Here is an 18983-nt window from a genome sequence, read left to right as displayed (position 1 = left end):
AATTACCTGAAAATATATGGTTGTGTAGTATAATAGATTTATAAACTTGAATGTCAGCGGGAGGTTTTAAAGGTGAAAAGGATAAAAAAAGTTTTGGCTGCTAGTGGATTAAGTTCATTGCTCCTAGTATCTACAGCTATGCCTGCCAATGCGTATAATGAACAATCTACGAGTGCTATATCCTCATTGTTATCAGATAAGGGGACAAGCCAAAAAAAACAGCTAGAACAGAAAATACCTATGAGCAACGAGACGTTTACGATTAAGTATAGTAAGCCGATTTCAGCAGCAGAGCATCGCGCGTTAGGCGGGACTGTTGTTCGTCAATTTTCTCAGCTAAACTATGCCGAAATCAAAGTGAAAAACAAAGCGAATTTGACGGAAGTGATGCGAAAATATCAAAAGCTTGGAAAAGTAGAAAGTGTGAGTCCTAGCTTTTTGTATAAAAGTACTGCTTCTGTTGATCCAAAAGCGAGTCAACAATATCAACACACAATGTTGCAAATAGAAAAAGCTCAAAAATTAGCCGGTAAAAATAAAATTACCGTCGCTGTTGTGGATACGGGAACGGACTCAAAGCATCCTGATTTAAAAAATGCTTTATTACCAGGTTACAATGCAGCTAATCCGGCTAATCAACCAATTCCGATGGAACATGGCACGCATGTTTCAGGGATTATAGCAGCTGCAAAAAATAATGGTATTGGCGGATATGGGATTAGTCCAAATGTGAAGATTTTGCCTGTAGATGTGTTTGATGGGCAAGAAGGAGCAACAGATGCAAGTATAGCAGAAGGTATTCTTTATGCTGTAGAAAAGGGAGCTAAAGTCATTAATATGAGTTTAGGAGGACCCGGGACGACACCATTAATGGAAACAGCGGTTCAAACAGCTATTAAGAAAGGTGTCATTATTGTAGCGGCAGCTGGAAATGAAAGCACGGATGCACTTAGTTATCCTGCCGCATATGAAGGAGTTATTAGTGTAGGAAGTATTAATGAGGACAAGCAATTATCTTCGTATTCAAATTATGGTCCATCTGTAGATGTTGTGGCACCGGGTGAAAACGTTTATAGTACGCTGTATGACAAGGGCAAGAAATCTACTTTTATGAGCGCAAGCGGCACATCAATGGCATCACCTGTAGTGGCAGGAGTCGCAGGGCTTTTATTGACGAAATATCCAAAGCTGACACCGGCTCAAGTAGAATATGTTTTGGAGAAAACGGCGGATAACCTTGGAGCTTCAGGTTTTGATACGACATATGCTAACGGGTTAGTGAATCCCGTTCGAGCATTATCGTTTGATATGAAGAAATTACCTACATATGTAAAGGAAGAATGGACGAAGACAGAAATTCTGGCTAAGGCAGAAGCGGTTGATGCTACTAAACAAGTAGTTAGAGAGGGCACTATTACAAAGCCTTTTGAGCAAAAGTGGGTTAAATTTGAGGTCAAAAAAGGAGAGTCTATTCAAACGCTAGTAGAAGGCTCTAAGCAATATGATTATAAGATTATTGGCCATTTATATGGCAAACAAAATAAGATAGAATCGTTTGAAGTCAATCAAACACAAGATGGAAGCTCAGAAGCGAAATTAATACAAGCCCCTTTTGATGCGACCGTAGTTATTGGTGTCAAAGATGTCAATGCAAGTTTTGATGACAGCGGACGCAAGAGGTCTACTTATAAGTTAACAGTCAATAAAGCTGCTAAGTTGCCGGAAGACGAAACAACGATTGAAAATATGATACAGGTTGATCGTTTGCCTTATAAGTTACCTCAACCTTTTACTTTAGCAGGAGAACAAGGTGATTATGATTATTTTAAGCTAAAAGTAGATAAACAACAGCTCGTTCAAATCAACCTTTCTGCTATTCCTGGTTTAAACACTGATATTGGCGTTTATAATCTGGCCGATTTCTTTCCTGAAGAAAGCGCGGAAGAAGAGCAGATGAGTGAGGAAGACAAACAAGCTTTATTAAGAGAGTTACTAGAAGGGGAAGGAGCTATTAAGGGAGAATTCTATGCAAATAGTAACGGGACAAGCCAAGGAGAAACATTAACATTTGTGGCAGAGCCTGATCAGGAATATGTCATTAAAGTGGCTGGAGATGCGGTTAGTTCTAATCTAATAGAAATGCTGTTAAATATGTTACTAGGATTGGATACTGCGCTTGAAGTACAAGAAAAACAATCTTCTTTATTACCTTATCAATTAGAAATAGTAGGTAAAGAGACGATTGAAGATGAAGATTACTTAAGTAAAGATATGCTTATGGGGGGAAGCGGCAACGCTTTATTACCTGAATTAGATTTAGTGGATGTGGAGAAAGACGCAGGTGAATCTATTATTGATGAACAAACGGATATGATTCAGACGATTCTTGAAAATGCCCGTCCATATGCACTTGGGAAACAAGCCTCAGGTTATATTCAAAACGATATGGATGAGGATTACTTTTTGATTGAGCCAACTGAATCCGCTCTATATCAATTTGAATTGAGCCATAAAAGCGGCACCATTCCTGTAACAGAAATTCTTGAAATTGTAGAAGAGGAAGATGAAAAAGGAGAACCAATTCTTTACACTGCTCCTGTTGTGACGAACGTGGCATTAGAAGGATTTAGTGTGAAAGCGAATAAACAAATGTATACAGGACTGCAACGCGGGAAGCGATATATTGTAAAAGTGTATAGTGATACGCTGTTGGCTTCAAGTGCTGTTTCATTTGATCCTTACTATCTATCATCTAAGAAATTGAATACCAATGTAGAAGATCAATATGAACCAAGCGATTATAAAAATGTGAAAAAGCTGCCTGGAACATCCTTTAAAGGGAACTTTGCGATGCCAAATGATACAGACGTCTTTTATTACACAGCAAAAGAAACAGGAATCAAAGCCATTTCGGTGGAGCCTTCTAAAGTAACAGCCAACATGAAAGCAAAATATCAGAAGGCATTTCTCAGTGAATATAAAGGAGTAGCAGCGGTTATTGAAGATACAAATAAAAACCGTACATTTGATCCAGATAAAGATCATGTAATATCTGTTATTCAAAAAGGAACTCAAGGATTTTCAAGCGGTTCATTTAAGATGGTTAAGGGTAAAAGCTATCTTATTGAGATAGCAGGGATAAATGATACAAACCTTGTTTCCTCTATTATACCTTACACATTTAATTTAGTTTCCATGACTAAAAAAGATGGATCTACGCTGAAAAAGCCAATTAACATAAAGAAACAAAGCACGCTATCTCATTCTTCCAAAGGGTATTTTAATGCGGGAGTCACAGGTGGAGATACCGACTATTATAACTTTGAATTAAGTAAGAATGCATCAGGAAGCATTCAGTTAATTGCAGGTAAAGAAACAGATGGTGTAATTAGCCTTTACCAAAATGGCAAGCGTATTAAACAATCTGATCTATATCTCCAAGGTGATACAGAAGTGCTGAACCTTAGTTTGAAAAAAGGAAAGTACCAAATTAGAATCAGTGATGCTAACGGTCAAGCAAGTATTAAGCCGTATACATTAAAAGTGAATATGAAATAAAACAAACAACTATGAATGTACCAAATTGTTGATAAATATAGTGGATAGTCCAAAAAAGCTGATTCAGCTAGTCATCGCACAAAGACTAGCTTGAATCAGCTTTTTTGCATGGCTGGGAAAACGTGTATGTTCGCATGTTCGAGAATTATGAACATATATTTACAGGTAGAAGTGACTGATATTATTTGAGCACATTACAGAAGGGATGGGTGTTTCTGATTGAATGAAAAAAACGATATACAAGAATTAATTCATTTAGATAAAAAACATTTTATTCATCCGACGTCTTCTATTGCCCAGCAGCAAGCAAATGGCCCAAGTGTGATTTTTACAGAGGGAGAGGGGATTTATTTAAAAGATATACAGGGGCATTCTTATATAGATGGAATGAGCTCACTTTGGAACGTAAATGTAGGGCATGGTAGAAAAGAGTTAGCGGAAGTCGCGAAGCAGCAAATGGAGAAGCTTGCATTTAGTTCGTGTTTTTCTACTTTTAGTCATGAACCAGCGATTCGATTAGCAACGAAGATTGCCTTGCTTGCCCCGGGGGCGTTAAATGCCGTTTTCTTTACCTCAGGAGGTTCTGAGGCGAATGATACAGCTTTTAAGCTGGCTCGTCATTATTGGTTATTAAAAGGAAAGGCAAATCGTCAAAAAATCATTTCCCGAACGAAGTCGTATCATGGCGTAGCGATGGGAGCGACTAGTGCGACTGGGTTAAAGCCGTTTCGTGATTTTACGAATTCACTTGCGCCTGATTTTTATTATGTAGACGGCTCTTCGATTGAAGAGTTACGTAATGTGATTGAACAGGAAGGTGCGGAGACGATTGCGGCTTTTATTACTGAGCCGATTCAAGGAGCAGGGGGAGTGAATTTTGCCCCTCCAGGGTATATGCAAGAAGTGAGGAGAATTTGTGATCAGTATGGTATTTTATTGATTATGGATGAAGTGATTACCGGATTTGGTCGAACAGGTACATTTTTCGGTGTTGAGCATGATGGGGTAATACCAGATATGATGTGTTTTGCTAAAGGAGTGACAAGCGGCTATGCACAATTAGGCGGCGTTGTGCTGTCGGAAATATTGCATCAAGAGTTGATTTCACTTTCGCGCGAGACACTTTTTCATGGTTATACGTATAGCGGCCATCCGATGGCTTGTGCTGTTGCTTTGAAAAATATTGAAATCATTGAAACAGAAAAACTAGTGGAAAATGCCAAGCTTCGGGGATTAGATTTACTAAGTGGTTTTCAAGAAATTCAAAGCAAACGAAACATCATTGGGCATGTGCGAGCACTTGGACTAATCGGTGCTATTCAAATAGTTAAGAATCGACAAACAGGAGAAAGATTTCAGACACCGGTGGCCCCGCTTATTGTTGCAGAAGCTATGAAACAAGGGCTTATTTGTCGTGCTGTAACGTTTGACCAGGATACTGTTGTCTTTGCCCCTCCGCTGATTATTACAAAGCAAGAAATAGCCAAGTTAATTGGGCGGTTAGATAAAGCCGTAGCTGCGGTTGAACGGGTCCTTCAGAGTAAAGACTAGGTAGTTCGAGTTCCTCCCTCATGTGCCGCTGATTATAAGAAATGAAATAACTGGATGATTTAAGAAATTTCTTAACATTTGATTTTATTTCTGATAAGCTTATCTAATGGAAAAGACTTTATTGTACAAAAGTGTTTGTGGCAGATTGAGGGAGGAGCTATTTTGGATTATGGAGTAATAATATCAATTGTGATTTATATGGCTGCCATGCTTTTAATTGGCTTTTATGCTTATAAAAAGACGGCAAACTTAACAGATTATATGCTGGGTGGAAGAAACCTAGGTCCAGCTGTAACGGCATTAAGTGCCGGAGCTTCTGATATGAGTGGTTGGCTATTGATGGGCTTACCTGGTGCAATGTACCTGAGCGGAATTAGTGCCGGGTGGATTGTAGTAGGGTTATGTATGGGAGCTTATTTGAACTGGGTATATGTAGCTCCAAGGTTACGAACATACACGGAGGTCGCAAACAATTCAATCACGATTCCAGATTTCTTGGGCAACCGTTTTCGTGATGATTCACGTATACTAAAGGTAACGTCAGCGTTTGTTATTTTAATTTTCTTTACCTTCTATACTTCTTCAGGAATGGTAGCGGGGGGAGAGCTGTTCCGTGTTGCATTTAACATGGATTATCGATGGGGAATTTGGTTAACAGCGGGTGTTGTTATTCTTTATACATTATTTGGCGGTTTCTTGGCTGTAAGTTGGACAGACTTTGTTCAAGGAACAATCATGTTTATTGCTTTGATTTTAGTACCGACGGTGACGATTGTGAATATCGGTGGCGCATCTGAAACATTTGGTGAGATTCGTTCGATTGATCCGAACCTTTTACATGTTTTTCAAGGAACTTCTGTTATTGGGATTATTTCTTTATTAGCGTGGGGACTTGGCTATTTTGGGCAACCGCATATTATTGTTCGTTTTATGGCAATTTCTTCGGTTAAAGAAATGAAGACAGCTCGTCGAATTGGTATGAGCTGGATGATTTTCTCTACTGTCGGGGCGATGTTTACTGGTTTAGTAGGGATTGCGTATTTTAGTTTAAATGGCAATCCACTTGGTGAGAAAAATGCGGAAACCGTTTTTATTGTTCTTTCTAAAGAGTTGTTTCCAGCGCTTATTACTGGGTTCCTCTTAGCGGCTATTTTAGCTGCGGTGATGAGTACGGTTGCATCTCAGCTTCTTGTATCGGCAAGTGCTTTGACGGATGATTTCTATAAGCAATTTATTCGTCCGAATGCATCAGAGAAAGAATTAGTTCTTGTTGGGCGACTTGGGGTATTAGCGATTGCTATTATTGCTTTAGTGCTTGCATTCAATCCAAGCGATACCATTTTAAATCTTGTTGGATATGCATGGGCAGGATTCGGTGCTGCGTTTGGTCCGGTTATTTTACTTAGCTTATATTGGAAGCGAATGACAAAATGGGGTGCGCTTGCGGGGATGATTGCAGGTACGGTTACGGTTATTGTCTGGGATCAAATTGATCGATTTGCCGAAGTATACGAAATTATTCCAGGTTTTATTGTTGGGATGATTGCGGTAGTTATCTTCAGTTTATTATCAGCCGAACCTTCGAAAGAAATGAAAGAAGAGTTCGATCAAGCAGTGGACAAATTAACATAACAAGTAGTATCTATTGGTTATCTAATCGCTTTTTTATTAGTGTTCTTTATGAAAAGGCCTTCAAATCGTTGAAGGTCTTTTCATATGCGTATATATCACAGGCTGTCAGTGAATATATAGGTTGGAGAGCAGGAGATAATAGGTTTATTAATATATACAGGGGGATGTATGGATCACTCACGGAAAATTGCATTAAAAGTTTCTGCTATATATATAATTTTAGGCATTTTATGGCTTATTGTTACCGATTATATTTCAATCAAACTTGCTCAGAATAATTATCAATTATTTATTACTTTTCAAAATTCAAAAGGTTGGTTATATATCATAATAACTGGAGCTATTTTATATAGCACGATAGTTTATTGGACAAAGAAATTATTGAATTCGCAAAAGGAACTACAGGTAAGAGACGAGCAATATCAATCTTTGTTCATGTATAATATTGATGCTGTTCTAGAGTTGAATCTTGAAGGGAAAGTTATTTCAATGAATCCACAAGCAAAGGCTTTATTTGGATATGATTTAGAGGGATTGAATAAACATTCAGCGAGTATGCTCATCAATAGTGAGGACCTCGGTAAAGTGATTCATTGTTATAGAAGAGCAATTAATAAAGAGGCTTTGGATTTTGAAACAGTGATTCGGGATGCAAAGGGAGAGATTAAATTTACGCGTTGTTCTTTTGTCCCTATTATTATCCAAGGAGATATTATGGGCGTTTATGCAATTGCCAGAGATGTTACGGGGCTTCGCAGAGAAGAAGAGTTATTGATTATGTCAGAAAGAACATCTGTAATAGGTCATTTAGCTGCAGCGGTTGCTCATGAAATCCGTAACCCGCTTACCTCTTTAAAAGGCTTTATTCAGTTGATGCAATATACGAGAGAGTTGAATGACGAGCATCTGGATATTATTCTGCAAGAGGTCGAACGGATTAATACCATTTCAAGTGAACTATTGATTTTAGGGAAAACACAAGAAGTAACTTATAAAAAAATTGATGTAAGGGAAAGTATTCGACAAGTATTTACACTGATGACAGCACAAACAAATCTCGATAATGTTGAGTTGTGCTATGAAGAAGTTCCAAGGCCTGTTCTTATTATGGCTGATGAATCACAGATGAAGCAGGTATTGATTAATATTATTAAAAATAGCATTGAAGCGATTACAGAACGTGGGAAGATTGACGTTGTGTTAAAAGTAGAAGAAGATACAGCTGTTTTAACGGTTCGGGATAATGGGGTTGGGATGGAGCCTGAACGATTACAACGGATTGGCCAGCTTTTTTATTCAACAAAAGAAAAAGGTACAGGTATTGGGCTTGCTGTATGTCAAAAGATTATTCATAGGCACCATGGAGAGATTTTCTTTGAAAGTGAAAAAAATAAGGGAACGTTAGTGAGGATTCGGATTCCACTAGCAAAGGAACAAGTGGTACTATAAACTAGGTAATTGATTTTTTTAGATAAAAGGAGAAGAAAATGAGCAATACACCTGCATTACTTGAAAAGATGAAACCATTTATCCAGCAAGCTTGGAATAAATCGGGCTTTGCCCAAGCAACTCCCATTCAACTGAAAGCTATCCCGCAAATTATGGAAGGGAAAGATGTTATCGCTGAATCACCAACGGGAACAGGAAAGACACTTGCTTATTTACTTCCGTTGCTTGAAAAAATAGACCCTGATCAATCATCCCCACAAGCTCTTATTCTCGCTTCCTCTCGTGAGCTTGTGATGCAGATTAATGAAGAGGTTCGTATTTGGTCACAAGGCAGCAGCATTAATGGTGCGGCATTTATTGGAGGCGCAAATGTGAAGCGTCAATTAGAAAAACTAAAAAAACGCCCGCAAGTTATTGCCGGGACACCGGGACGTATACAGGAACTTATTACTCAAAAGAAATTAAAAATGCATGAAGTGAAAACGATTGTGTTAGACGAAGGAGATCAATTGCTTGTTCCAGAGCATCTTACAACAATCCGTAATATTGTGAAGACGACGTTAAAAGATCGCCAAGTGATGATGTTTTCGGCAACATTACCACAAGAAACAGAACAAGCAGCTCGTGCCTTTATGAATGAGCCTGTTACGATTAAAGTCGATAAAAGTGAGAAAATGCAATCGAAAGTAGATCACATGTACTTTGTTGTAGAAAAGCGTGATAAGTTCAAAATTTTGGAGAAAATTTCTCGCTTAGAGGGTATGAAAGGGCTAGCCTTTATGAATGATATTGGAGAGCTCAATGTTATTGGAGAAAAGCTAAAATATAAAGAGATTGAAGTGGGGCTGCTTCATGGAGAGTCTAACAAAGTAGATCGTGAAAAAGCTTTACGTAAATTAAAATCAGGAAAACATCCACTGCTTTTAGCAACAGATGTAGCGGCCCGCGGTTTAGATATTAAAGGATTAACGACGGTCATTCATGTTGATTTAGCAAATGGCATAGATCAGTATGTACATCGCTCTGGTCGAACAGGCCGCGCGGGCGCAGATGGAACAGTGATGTCAATTGTTACGGAACGAGAAGAGCGTGAATTAAAGAAGATGGCTCGTGAACTGGAGCTTTCTCTACAAAAAAAAGAGTTTTATGCTGGACAGATTGTAGATGCAAAATAAGTGAACCATACAAGCGGAAGGCGAATTTATTCTTCTTCCGCTTGTAGCAGTTATGAGATTGAGAGTAAGTAATTTACAATATAACTTTATCGTGATAAACTAACTGTAAGTTATAAATAGTTTGTCCTTCGGGGTCGGGTGTAAATCCCAACCGGCGGTGATGAAGCAATTCTAAGCCCGCGAGCCTTTTTAAGGCAGGATTTGGTGAGATTCCAAAGCCGACAGTAAAGTCTGGATGGGAGAAGGACGTGTGGAATTTTTTAAAATGTATGAGTGTATCCTTTAAATTTTGAGAACTTGAAGTTAAAGGTTTATTTAAGTATACATTTTTTTCACCATATACTCCCGCAAACCCTGTAGGTATCTCTATGGGGTTTTTATTTTTCGGCAAAAGAGGTGAAGACATGTTTACTGGAATTATTGAAGACATCGGTGTTGTTCAATCGTTAAAGAAAGGTAAGCAGAGCATGGAGATAACGATTTCTTCAGAGAAAATTGTGGAAGATGTTCATCTTGGAGACAGTATTGCAGTAAATGGTGTTTGTTTAACCGTTACTTCTTTTACAACTAATACATTTACTGTTGATGTAATGCCAGAAACGGTAAAAGCATCGTCTATCCAATTATTAAAACCTGGTTCTCCTATCAATTTAGAAAGAGCAATGAGTGCACAAGGCAGATTCGGCGGTCATTTTGTTTCAGGACATATTGATGGGACAGGGACGATTATTAAAAAACAACCGAAGGAAAATGCCGTGTACTTCACAATCGAGCTTCAAGAAGGCTTGAGTCAATATTGCATCCCAAGAGGTTCTGTAGCTATTGATGGAACGAGCTTAACTATTTTTGATATTCAGGGCAACCTATTAACAGTTTCATTAATTCCGTTAACGTTTCAAGACACGATTATCGGACAGAAAGGTGTAGGGGATATTGTTAATATTGAAAATGATATGATTGGTAAATATATCGTGCAGCACCTACAGACAAATAAACCAAAACAATCATTAACCAAAAGTTTTTTAGCTGAAAATGGATTTTACTAAGAGGTGAGTAGAGTGTTTAATACGATTGAAGAGGCATTAGCAGATTTAAAAGCAGGAAAACCGATTATTGTGGTGGATGATGAAAATCGTGAAAACGAAGGGGATTTTATTGTTCTAGCGGAAAAAGCAACCCCGGAAGCGATTAATTTCATGGCTACATATGGAAGAGGTCTTGTTTGTACAGCGATTACTGAAGAACGCGCACAGAAGTTAAATTTACATCCGATGGTTGAAGTAAATACCGATCCACATGGTACGGCTTTTACAGTAAGTGTTGATCATAGAAGTAATTCAACTGGCATTAGTGCTTTTGATCGTTCGATTACAGTAAATGCTCTTCTAGATGATGAGGCTGTAGCGGAGGATTTTAAACGCCCTGGTCATACTTTTCCAATTGTAGCAAAGGCGGGCGGTGTGCTGCAAAGAGCAGGCCACACAGAGGCTGCGGTCGACTTAGCTAAATTATGTGGAGCAGCTCCAGCTGGAGTGATTTGTGAAATTATGAAAGAGGACGGTACGATGGCACGAGTGCCTGACTTAGTCAAAGTTGCAGAAGAATTTCAATTAAAATTTATCACGATTGCAGATTTAATTCGTTATCGTAAACAACAAGCTTCACGTGTAACAGCTGAAGTGAATTAAATCATACTGAATTATATTAGGGGGAACGAAAATGGGACAACATTTTGAAGCACAGTTAATTGGAACAGGATTAAAAATTGGTATAGTAGTTGGAAGATTTAATGAATTTATTGTGAGTAAGTTATTGGACGGAGCGCTTGACGGCTTGAAGCGTCACGGTGTAGAAGAAGCAGACATCGATGTAGCTTGGGTACCGGGGGCTTTTGAAATTCCTTTAATTGCAAAGAAGCTTGTTGAAACAGGAAAATATGATGCCATTATTGGGCTTGGAACAGTAATCCGCGGTGCAACAACTCATTACGATTATGTATGTAATGAATCAGCAAAAGGAATGGCGAGAGTGACGTTAGATACAGGAGTTCCTGTTATTTTTGGCGTAGTTACAACAGAAAATATTGAACAAGCAATTGAGCGTGCTGGTACAAAAGCTGGAAACAAAGGATATGATTCTGCTATTTCGGCTATTGAAATGGCTAACTTGGGTAAATTAATCGGATAACATAGAGTTAGGAGAGGCTGTTCCATAAATTGGGGACAGCCTCTTTTATTTGGCATGGATTAGTTTGATTTAATGAAAGTGCCGTCGTTCAAAGTATTACAGCAATCTAATAACATGTTAAAATACATACGTAATGAAGCAATAATTCCTTTCTTTCGGGGAAAAGTAATATATATGGATTTTGAGGAGGGGTTTATGTGTACCATCTCTTTACACATAATGATTTAGATGGTGTCGGTTGCGGTATTGTTGCTAAGCTTGCCTTTGGGGAAGATGTGCAGGTGAGTTATAATTCAATTGGTCGATTGAATTACCAAGTTGAAGCATTTTTGGAACAAGCAGATAAAGAACAAAGGTTGCTAGTAACCGATCTTTCTGTCAATGAAGAGAATGAACAAAGAATCTCACAGTTCGTTGCGAATGGTGGTAGTGCTACATTAATCGATCATCATAAAACAGCTCTACATTTAAATGCACATCCTTGGGCAAATGTGACAGTTGAACGGGAAGATGGAAAGTTAGCGTCCGCTACTTCTCTGTTCTATGAATACGCAGTTCAACAAAATTGGCTTGCTCGTTCACAAAACGTAGAGGAGTTTGTTGAATTAGTTCGTCAATATGACACGTGGGAGTGGGAAGCTAATCAGAATCTCACAGCGAAACGGCTAAATGATCTTTTTTTTATGTTTTCTATCGAAGAGTTTGAGGGAAAAATTACGAATAAGCTAGCTAATGCTGGTTCTTTTGATTTTGATGAAGTAGAGGAGACTTTATTAAAAGTAGAAGAAAGTCGAGTCGATCGATACATAAAGAGAAAGAAACGTGAAGTATATCAAGTAGCGGTTGGACCTCATGTGGCAGGTGTTGTTCACGCTGAATCCTATCATTCCGAATTAGGAAATGAGTTATCGAAAGAATATAATCACTTGGATTATATTGCGATTGCAATGGTCGGCAGTAAACGATTAAGTCTACGTACAATTCATGATGATATTGATGTCTCTTCAGTAGCAGGTAAATATGAAGGAGGCGGTCATCAAAAAGCTGCAGGCTGCAATTTAACAGAACAAGCTTTTAAACAATTTATTGAGCAAACGTTTTATTCAGAGCCGATTAAGCGTGATGCACACAATAATCAAATCAATCTAAAAGAATCTGAAACAGGTTCCTTATATACGACAAAGGATAAACAACTCCTTTTTCTTAAACCGAATGAACAGAGTGAGTGGGGCTTAGAAATCAATCATAAACAACAAAGTCAAACGTTTACCACTTTTCAAGAAGCGGAAAGGTATATTAAACGCAGATTCGGTGCTTGGCTCGCTTATGATGAGCCGTATGAGGAATACATAAAAAAAGCATAAACATAAGGAGAAGGAGGATGTCTACAGGGCATCCTCTTTCTCTTTATGTTTTGTTAAATAACATATAAATCAACACTATTCATTAACAGAGCCTTCTTAAAAAAAGAAATGCCTCGTTGTTTTAGAATGTGGTGCTGTATGATTTCGTTGTAAAATAGCGTTGATTTCTCCACCGATAATGAGCGCTAATCCGGTTAAAAATAACCAAAGCATTAAGATGATGACCCCGCCTAAACTCCCGTATGTAGCAGAGTAGTTTCCGAAATTGTTTACATAAAAGGAAAAGCCAAATGAAATGAGAAGCCAAAGAAGTGCGGCCGTAACAGCTCCAATCCAAACGTGCTGCAATGGAAGAGGCTTACTTGGAGCAATTTGATATAAAAAAGCTAGTACAATCGAGATTACAACAATGGCAATGACCCAGCGTAACAGATGGAAAAGTCTTTGGCCATAATCCGAAATAGGAAATAATTGATTGATGAAATCAAGGAGAACCTGACCAAACACAGGCAAAGCAAGGGCTACAATAAAAGCTAATATGAGTCCAAATGTTAAAATAATAGACAGCAAACGAGTCATGATAAAACTCCTTGTTTCTTGTACCTCAAATGCAATATTCATCGAATGAATAAAAGCATTCATCCCATTTGAAGCAGACCAAATGGTGCCGATAATACCAATTGTTAGTAGACCGCCATTACGCTCACTTAAAATAGTAATAATCGTTTCTTCAATGAGTTGGTTCGTTTCTGAAGGAACAAAATCATGCAGAAATATTAAAGCAGCTTGGGGATTGATAGATAAATAAGGCAAAATAGAAAGTAATAAAATAAGCATCGGAAAGAGAGATAGTAAATAATAATAGGCTTGTTCAGCAGCAAGTCCGGTTACACGATCAACCTTGAGTTTTTGGATAAGCTGTCTTCCAAAAGTGAACCATGTCATTATAAGATCCCTCCTGCATTAGAAAATGTGCAAGGTAGTAGAAGTGTTAAATTTAACCTTAAAGGAAGGAAAGGGCAAGGTCAATATAAAAAGGCTGCCCAAACATTTATGGGCAACCTTTCATTAGTTAATCTTTTTTTGCAATTGATTAATAACATCAAGAGAGCGGCCTGTACCAATGACAACAGCCTCAAGCGGCTGAGCAGTAAGGTGAACAGGGACGATAATTCTTTGGGACAACCATTCTTGCAGCCCGTTAAGGAGTGCGCCTCCACCAGTCAGTATGACACCTTGGTCGACGATATCTCCACTTAACTCAGGCGGTGATTCTTCTAATGTCGCACGAATAGATTCTAAAATACGTAGTAAGGATTCTGTCATAGCTTCTTGAATTTCTCCAGACTGAATGGTCATCGTTTTTGGAAGACCTGTGACAAGGTCACGCCCGCGAACATCTAAAGAGACAGGTGAATGATCAATTGGTGCATAGCCAATCTCCATTTTTATTTGTTCAGCTGTTTGTTCACCAATTAACAAATTATAGGTTTTACGTACGTATTGTATAATATCTTCGTCTAATTGATCGCCGCCAACTCGAATAGAGTGACAAGAAACGATGCCGCCATATGAAATAATGGCTACTTCCGTTGTTCCTCCTCCAATATCTACAATGACATTAGCAATTGGTTCTTCTACCGGTAAATCCGCTCCGATGGCCGCGGCTACTGGTTCTTCAATAAGATGAACACGCTTGGCTCCGCAGCTGCTTACTGCATCTTGAATAGCCTTTTTTTCAACCGTTGTTGCACCGAACGGTGTACACACGACAACGTTAGGCTTACGCATAGCTACTTTTACAGAATTTGTAGCTTTTTTCATAATATGTTTGAGCATTTGTGCAGTAATATCAAAATCTGCAATGACCCCATCTTTCAATGGACGGACTGTTCTAATATGGTCTGGAGTTTTTCCGATCATTTCTTTTGCATCCAATCCAACGGCTAACACTTGATTCGTATTTAAATCAATAGCCACAACAGATGGTTCATTAAAGATAATCCCTTTATTTTTACTATAAACTAATGTGTTGGCTGTTCCTAAATCGATGCCAATTTCTGTGTTTTTAAACAATATAGTCACCCCTCTAAGAGTTTTGACCCCCGAAATATTATTCTACCTAAAGATAGGATTTTGTGGGGGTTTTTCTAGATGGTAATTTAAACCTTTTTCATAAACAACTATGTTTGTTATGAATTAAGAAAAATATTCATTTCATATTTTGTGCTAGAATAGAGAAATAAATGGTGGAAAAGAAGGTATCGTAGTGAAGAAGATAAATGAGAGTATACGAGAAAATCAAGCGATAAAGACGATTATTGTAGCTCTTCTCGCTTTTATAGGAGGTTATTTTTTCGAACGTTTAGGCGTTTATTTACCGTGGATGCTAGGTCCGCTTTTCGTTATTTTAATTGCTAAGCTGAAGTTCGGTCATTATTTTTATTGGTCAAAAAATTTAAGAAGCCTCGGGTTAATTATTTTAGGTGTTCAACTAGGCAGTGCTTTTACAAAAGAAGCGTTGGCAGAGATGCTTCAACATTTACCGATTATGCTTTTATCAACGGCGGTTATTACCGTATTTACTGTACTAACAGGGCTATTGATTGCAAAGTGGATGAACATTCGTCCAGGTACATCATTGTTAGGCAGTTTTCCAGGCGGGTTATCTCAAATGGTCATATTAAGTGAAGAATTAAAAGGTGTAGATGAAACAGTTGTTGCATTTATGCAAACACTTCGGGTCATTCTAGTCATTTCGATTGTGCCGTGGCTTGTTACACATGTATTGTCTGATGATGCGGTTGCGGTTAGCCCTATTACGAATGAACATTTCTTTTTACTTCAATATGATTGGAAGCTTGCACTATTATTATTGCTTGTTCTTATTGGGTTTATTAGTCTTGGTAAGAAAATTCATTTTCCTCTTCCACATCTATTAGGTCCTTTATTGGCGGCTACTTTATTCAATTTGGTTGGTCCTGGTGCTCCTGAAGTGCCTAGCTTTTGGTTGAATCTATCGCAATTAATGATTGGAGCACACTTAGGATATACGTTAAAAGTAGATAATCCACAGTTGTTTAAGAAAATGTTCGGTGTTATTTTTGTAAGTAATGTTCTATTAATTGCTTTTTGTTATGGAATGGCTGTATTTCTAGGACATTATGTTTCTATACCTGTAAATGAGCTATTTTTAAGCCTTGCTCCAGGTGGAGTGGCAGAAATGTCTGTGACGGCCTTATCGGTTCATATCGATGTTTCAACGGTAACGAGTTTTCATCTGTTTAGAATTTTGTTTATTCTTTTTTTGACTTCTCCGCTTATTAAGTGGGTGGCGCTAAAAAAATCAGTAGTGTCCGATCATAAAGTTTGATATAAGGCTTACGTATATGATGCTGTGGATGTTTGACTTATTTGTGTCAGAGTTCGATAAATGAACGAGTTTTTGGAAATCGAAGTATGGAAAAAACAAAAATATATTCATTTTTTTACTCAACCTTCCGATATAAGAAATAGATACTAGAAGATTTTAAATGAATGGGTGAGTATTATGGATAAAGCATCATTAATAGGGGTTTTGCTTGGTGTTATTGCAATAGCCTTGGGAATGTTCTTTAAAGGGGTTGCTTTTTCAGCGTTAATTAATCCAGCAGCTATTATGATTATTATGGTTGGGACTGTTGCAGCAGTTGTAACAGCATTTCCTATGTCTGAATTAAAGAAAGTTCCAAAACTATTTAAAATTTTATTTACAGAACAACAGTTAACAAAACCAGAGGAGTTAATTAAAACCTTTTCTGAGTGGGCGGTTATTGCTAGAAAAGAAGGTTTGTTAGCACTTGAAAGTATCGCAGATCAAATAGACAATCAGTTTTTGAAAAACGGTTTAAATCTTGCTGTTGAAGGACAAAGTGCGGATTACATACGTGATATCTTGACGGAAGAAATCGAAGCGATGGAAGAGAGACATCGCGGTGGTGCGGCAATCTTTACTCAAGCCGGGACATATGCGCCAACGCTTGGGGTACTAGGTGCTGTATTAGGTTTAGTTGCTGCTTTAGGAAGTATGTCCGATATTGATGCATTAGGACATGCCATTTCGGCAGCCTTTATCGCAACTATGCTAGGGATTTACACTGGATATGTGCTTTGGCATCCATTTGCGAATAAGTTAAAACGTAAGTCTCAACAAGAAGTAAGAGTTAAAGAAATGATGATTGAAGGAATTTTATCTATTATTGAAGGGGAAGCTCCAAGAACAATTGAGCAGAAGCTAACTTCATATTTACCTGCTGACGATCGGAAGAAGTGGCTGGAAGGCGAAGTGAAGCAAGATGGCTAGGAAGAAAAAGAAAAGAAATCATGAAGAGCATATCGATGAATCTTGGTTGGTGCCTTATGCGGATATTTTAACGCTTTTGCTTGCTCTTTTTATTGTTCTCTTTGCTTCCAGTTCCATTGACTCCAAGAAGTTCAATTCGATGTCTAATTACTTTAATCAAGTGTTTACAGGCGGATCGGGGGTAATGGATTTTCCTAGTACAACACAGATGGACAATGCAGATTCCTTAGAACGAGGCGGAAGCGGAAAGACGGAGCGAGAAGAGCTTTCACACATTCAAGGTAAAGTTAATACATATATTGAAAATAAAGAGTTGAACGATAAGTTAGGCACTTCGCTTACAGATGAAGGCTTACTTGTTACAATTCGAGATAATGTTTTGTTTGAATCAGGGGCTGCTGATGTAGGGAAAGAGAATCAGCAGATTGCAAAAGATATTTCGAAGCTTCTTGTGATGAACCCACCACGGAGTATTGTTATTAGTGGACATACGGATAATCTCCCAATTAAAACAAATCAATTTGATTCGAACTGGGATTTGAGTGTTATGCGTGCGGTTAACTTTATGAAAATTTTATTAGAGAACGATAAATTAGATCCAGAGTGGTTTAGCGCAAAAGGTTTTGGTGAATTTAAGCCTGTTGCGTCTAACAAAACGGCGGAGGGGCGTGCCAAAAATCGACGTGTTGAAATTTTAATTGTGCCAAGAACAAACGTAGATGAATAAAAAAATCTGTCCAAAGTGACAGATTTTTTTATTCCTTTTTCTTGTTATGAGAAAATGTATCCTCATTGTTTTCATATGAATACATTTACAGTAAGATAAAGAGAGTAGCATAATTTAAGGCTTGGTTATATGGAGCTATTGGTTTCTAGTGCATTTCAGTATTGTTAAAATAAGCTCAAAGTCAATAGTATTTAATACAGCCTACTTTAAAAAGGAAGTGTCATCGTTGATCGTATTAAAATCTGAACGTGAAATACAGGCTATGCATGAGTCAGGAAAAATTTTAGCTGCTTGCCACAGGGAAATTGCGAAGCTTATTCAACCGGGTGTGACAACTTGGGAAATTGAAGAATTTGTAGAAGCCTATTTAAAACAGCATGGGGCAAAACCAGAGCAAAAAGGATATAAAGGATATAAATATGCAACATGTGCGAGCATCAATGAAGAAATTTGTCATGGTTTCCCTCGGAAAACACCGCTGAAAAGTGGGGATATTGTGACGATTGATATGGTAGTGAATTATAATGGGGCGCTTTCTGATTCAGCATGGACTTATCCAGTCGGTAAAGTGTCTAAAGAAACGGAACATTTATTAGCTGTAACAAAAGAATCTCTATATCGTGCGATTGAGGTTGCGGTTGCAGGCAATCGAATTGGAGATATTGGTCATGCGATTCAGTCTTATGTGGAAGCGGAAGGTTTTTCGGTTGTACGTGACTTTATCGGTCATGGTATCGGTAATGTGATTCATGAAGATCCACAAGTGCCGCACTATGGATTACCTCATAAAGGGCTGCGCTTGAAAGAAGGGATGGTCTTTACAATTGAACCGATGGTGAATGTTGGTACTTACGAAGCGGTGAGAGATGCGAATGGTTGGACTGCTTCAACGGCTGATGGAAAATATTCAGCACAGTATGAACATACATTAGCGATTACTAAAAACGGTCCGATTATTTTAACTGAACAATAAAGTGAAACTTCTATCAGTGGGGGCT

Annotated in this window: 14 protein-coding genes, 1 pseudogene and 1 riboswitch; of the genes and pseudogenes, 13 read left to right on the top strand and 2 right to left on the bottom strand. The window is 38.1% G+C overall.

Annotation, left to right across the window (positions count from 1 at the left end):
* The first annotated feature begins 72 nt into the window (after positions 1-72).
* From V7068_RS12820 to V7068_RS12780, 9 genes and pseudogenes are all read left to right on the top strand, one after another.
* Positions 73-3558 carry a S8 family peptidase gene (locus tag V7068_RS12820; RefSeq protein WP_499713110.1) on the top strand — a complete coding sequence of 1162 codons (3486 nt, stop codon included), beginning with the start codon at positions 73-75 and terminating at the stop codon, positions 3556-3558.
* A 219-nt stretch (positions 3559-3777) separates the two neighbouring features.
* Positions 3778-5109: an aminotransferase family protein gene (locus tag V7068_RS12815; RefSeq protein WP_499713109.1), complete on the top strand. Its 1332-nt coding sequence runs from the start codon at positions 3778-3780 to the stop codon at positions 5107-5109.
* A gap of 162 nt (positions 5110-5271) precedes the next feature.
* Positions 5272-6741, top strand: coding sequence for a sodium/proline symporter PutP (gene putP / locus V7068_RS12810; protein WP_499713108.1), 1470 nt, complete (start codon positions 5272-5274; stop codon positions 6739-6741).
* Between the two features lie 168 nt (positions 6742-6909).
* The gene (locus tag V7068_RS12805; protein ID WP_499713107.1) at positions 6910-8190 is read left to right on the top strand and encodes an ATP-binding protein; all 1281 of its coding nucleotides are present in this window, start codon (positions 6910-6912) and stop codon (positions 8188-8190) included.
* 38 nt (positions 8191-8228) lie between these two features.
* The gene (locus V7068_RS12800) at positions 8229-9365 is read left to right on the top strand and encodes a DEAD/DEAH box helicase (RefSeq protein WP_499713106.1); all 1137 of its coding nucleotides are present in this window, start codon (positions 8229-8231) and stop codon (positions 9363-9365) included.
* A 120-nt stretch (positions 9366-9485) separates the two neighbouring features.
* Positions 9486-9616, top strand: a riboswitch (FMN riboswitch).
* A gap of 153 nt (positions 9617-9769) precedes the next feature.
* Positions 9770-10411 carry a riboflavin synthase gene (gene ribE / locus V7068_RS12795; protein ID WP_127758991.1) on the top strand — a complete coding sequence of 214 codons (642 nt, stop codon included), beginning with the start codon at positions 9770-9772 and terminating at the stop codon, positions 10409-10411.
* Positions 10412-10423: 12 nt separating this feature from the next.
* Positions 10424-11047: pseudogene (gene ribB / locus V7068_RS12790) on the top strand (3,4-dihydroxy-2-butanone-4-phosphate synthase); the annotation flags it as partial.
* Positions 11048-11084: 37 nt separating this feature from the next.
* Positions 11085-11552, top strand: a complete 468-nt coding sequence (ribH, locus tag V7068_RS12785; RefSeq protein WP_127758993.1) for a 6,7-dimethyl-8-ribityllumazine synthase — start codon at positions 11085-11087, stop codon at positions 11550-11552.
* Between the two features lie 197 nt (positions 11553-11749).
* On the top strand, positions 11750-12916 hold the full coding sequence (locus tag V7068_RS12780) for a DHH family phosphoesterase (protein WP_499713105.1): 1167 nt from the start codon (positions 11750-11752) through the stop codon (positions 12914-12916).
* Between the two features lie 96 nt (positions 12917-13012).
* Here V7068_RS12780 and V7068_RS12775 read toward each other — a convergent pair whose 3' ends face one another.
* A complete protein-coding gene (locus V7068_RS12775; RefSeq protein WP_499713104.1) occupies positions 13013-13861 on the bottom strand; it encodes a YihY/virulence factor BrkB family protein in 849 nt (282 codons plus the stop codon).
* A 123-nt stretch (positions 13862-13984) separates the two neighbouring features.
* A complete protein-coding gene (gene mreBH, locus V7068_RS12770) occupies positions 13985-14992 on the bottom strand; it encodes a rod-share determining protein MreBH (protein WP_127758996.1) in 1008 nt (335 codons plus the stop codon).
* A 193-nt stretch (positions 14993-15185) separates the two neighbouring features.
* On the opposite strand from mreBH, the gene V7068_RS12765 reads away from it, so the two are divergent.
* The 4 genes from V7068_RS12765 to map all read left to right on the top strand — a co-directional run bounded on the left by V7068_RS12765 (position 15186) and on the right by map (position 18958).
* A complete protein-coding gene (locus tag V7068_RS12765; protein ID WP_499713103.1) occupies positions 15186-16289 on the top strand; it encodes an AbrB family transcriptional regulator in 1104 nt (367 codons plus the stop codon).
* A 177-nt stretch (positions 16290-16466) separates the two neighbouring features.
* On the top strand, positions 16467-17258 hold the full coding sequence (gene motA / locus V7068_RS12760; protein WP_127758999.1) for a flagellar motor stator protein MotA: 792 nt from the start codon (positions 16467-16469) through the stop codon (positions 17256-17258).
* Entirely contained in the window at positions 17251-17985 is a 735-nt protein-coding gene (gene motB, locus V7068_RS12755) for a flagellar motor protein MotB (RefSeq protein WP_403036692.1), read from the top strand. The genes motA and motB overlap by 8 nt, the downstream gene beginning before the upstream one ends.
* A 226-nt stretch (positions 17986-18211) precedes the next feature.
* The gene (gene map / locus V7068_RS12750; protein ID WP_499713102.1) at positions 18212-18958 is read left to right on the top strand and encodes a type I methionyl aminopeptidase; all 747 of its coding nucleotides are present in this window, start codon (positions 18212-18214) and stop codon (positions 18956-18958) included.
* The last annotated feature ends 25 nt before the right edge of the window (positions 18959-18983 follow it).

Source organism: Bacillus sp. JJ634, assembly GCF_036962285.1.
In the GTDB taxonomy this organism is placed as follows: Bacteria; Bacillota; Bacilli; order Bacillales; family DSM-1321; genus Peribacillus; species Peribacillus asahii_A.
The sequence above is the reverse complement of the archived record's forward strand: the minus strand, read 5'-3'. Positions and strand labels throughout refer to the sequence as shown.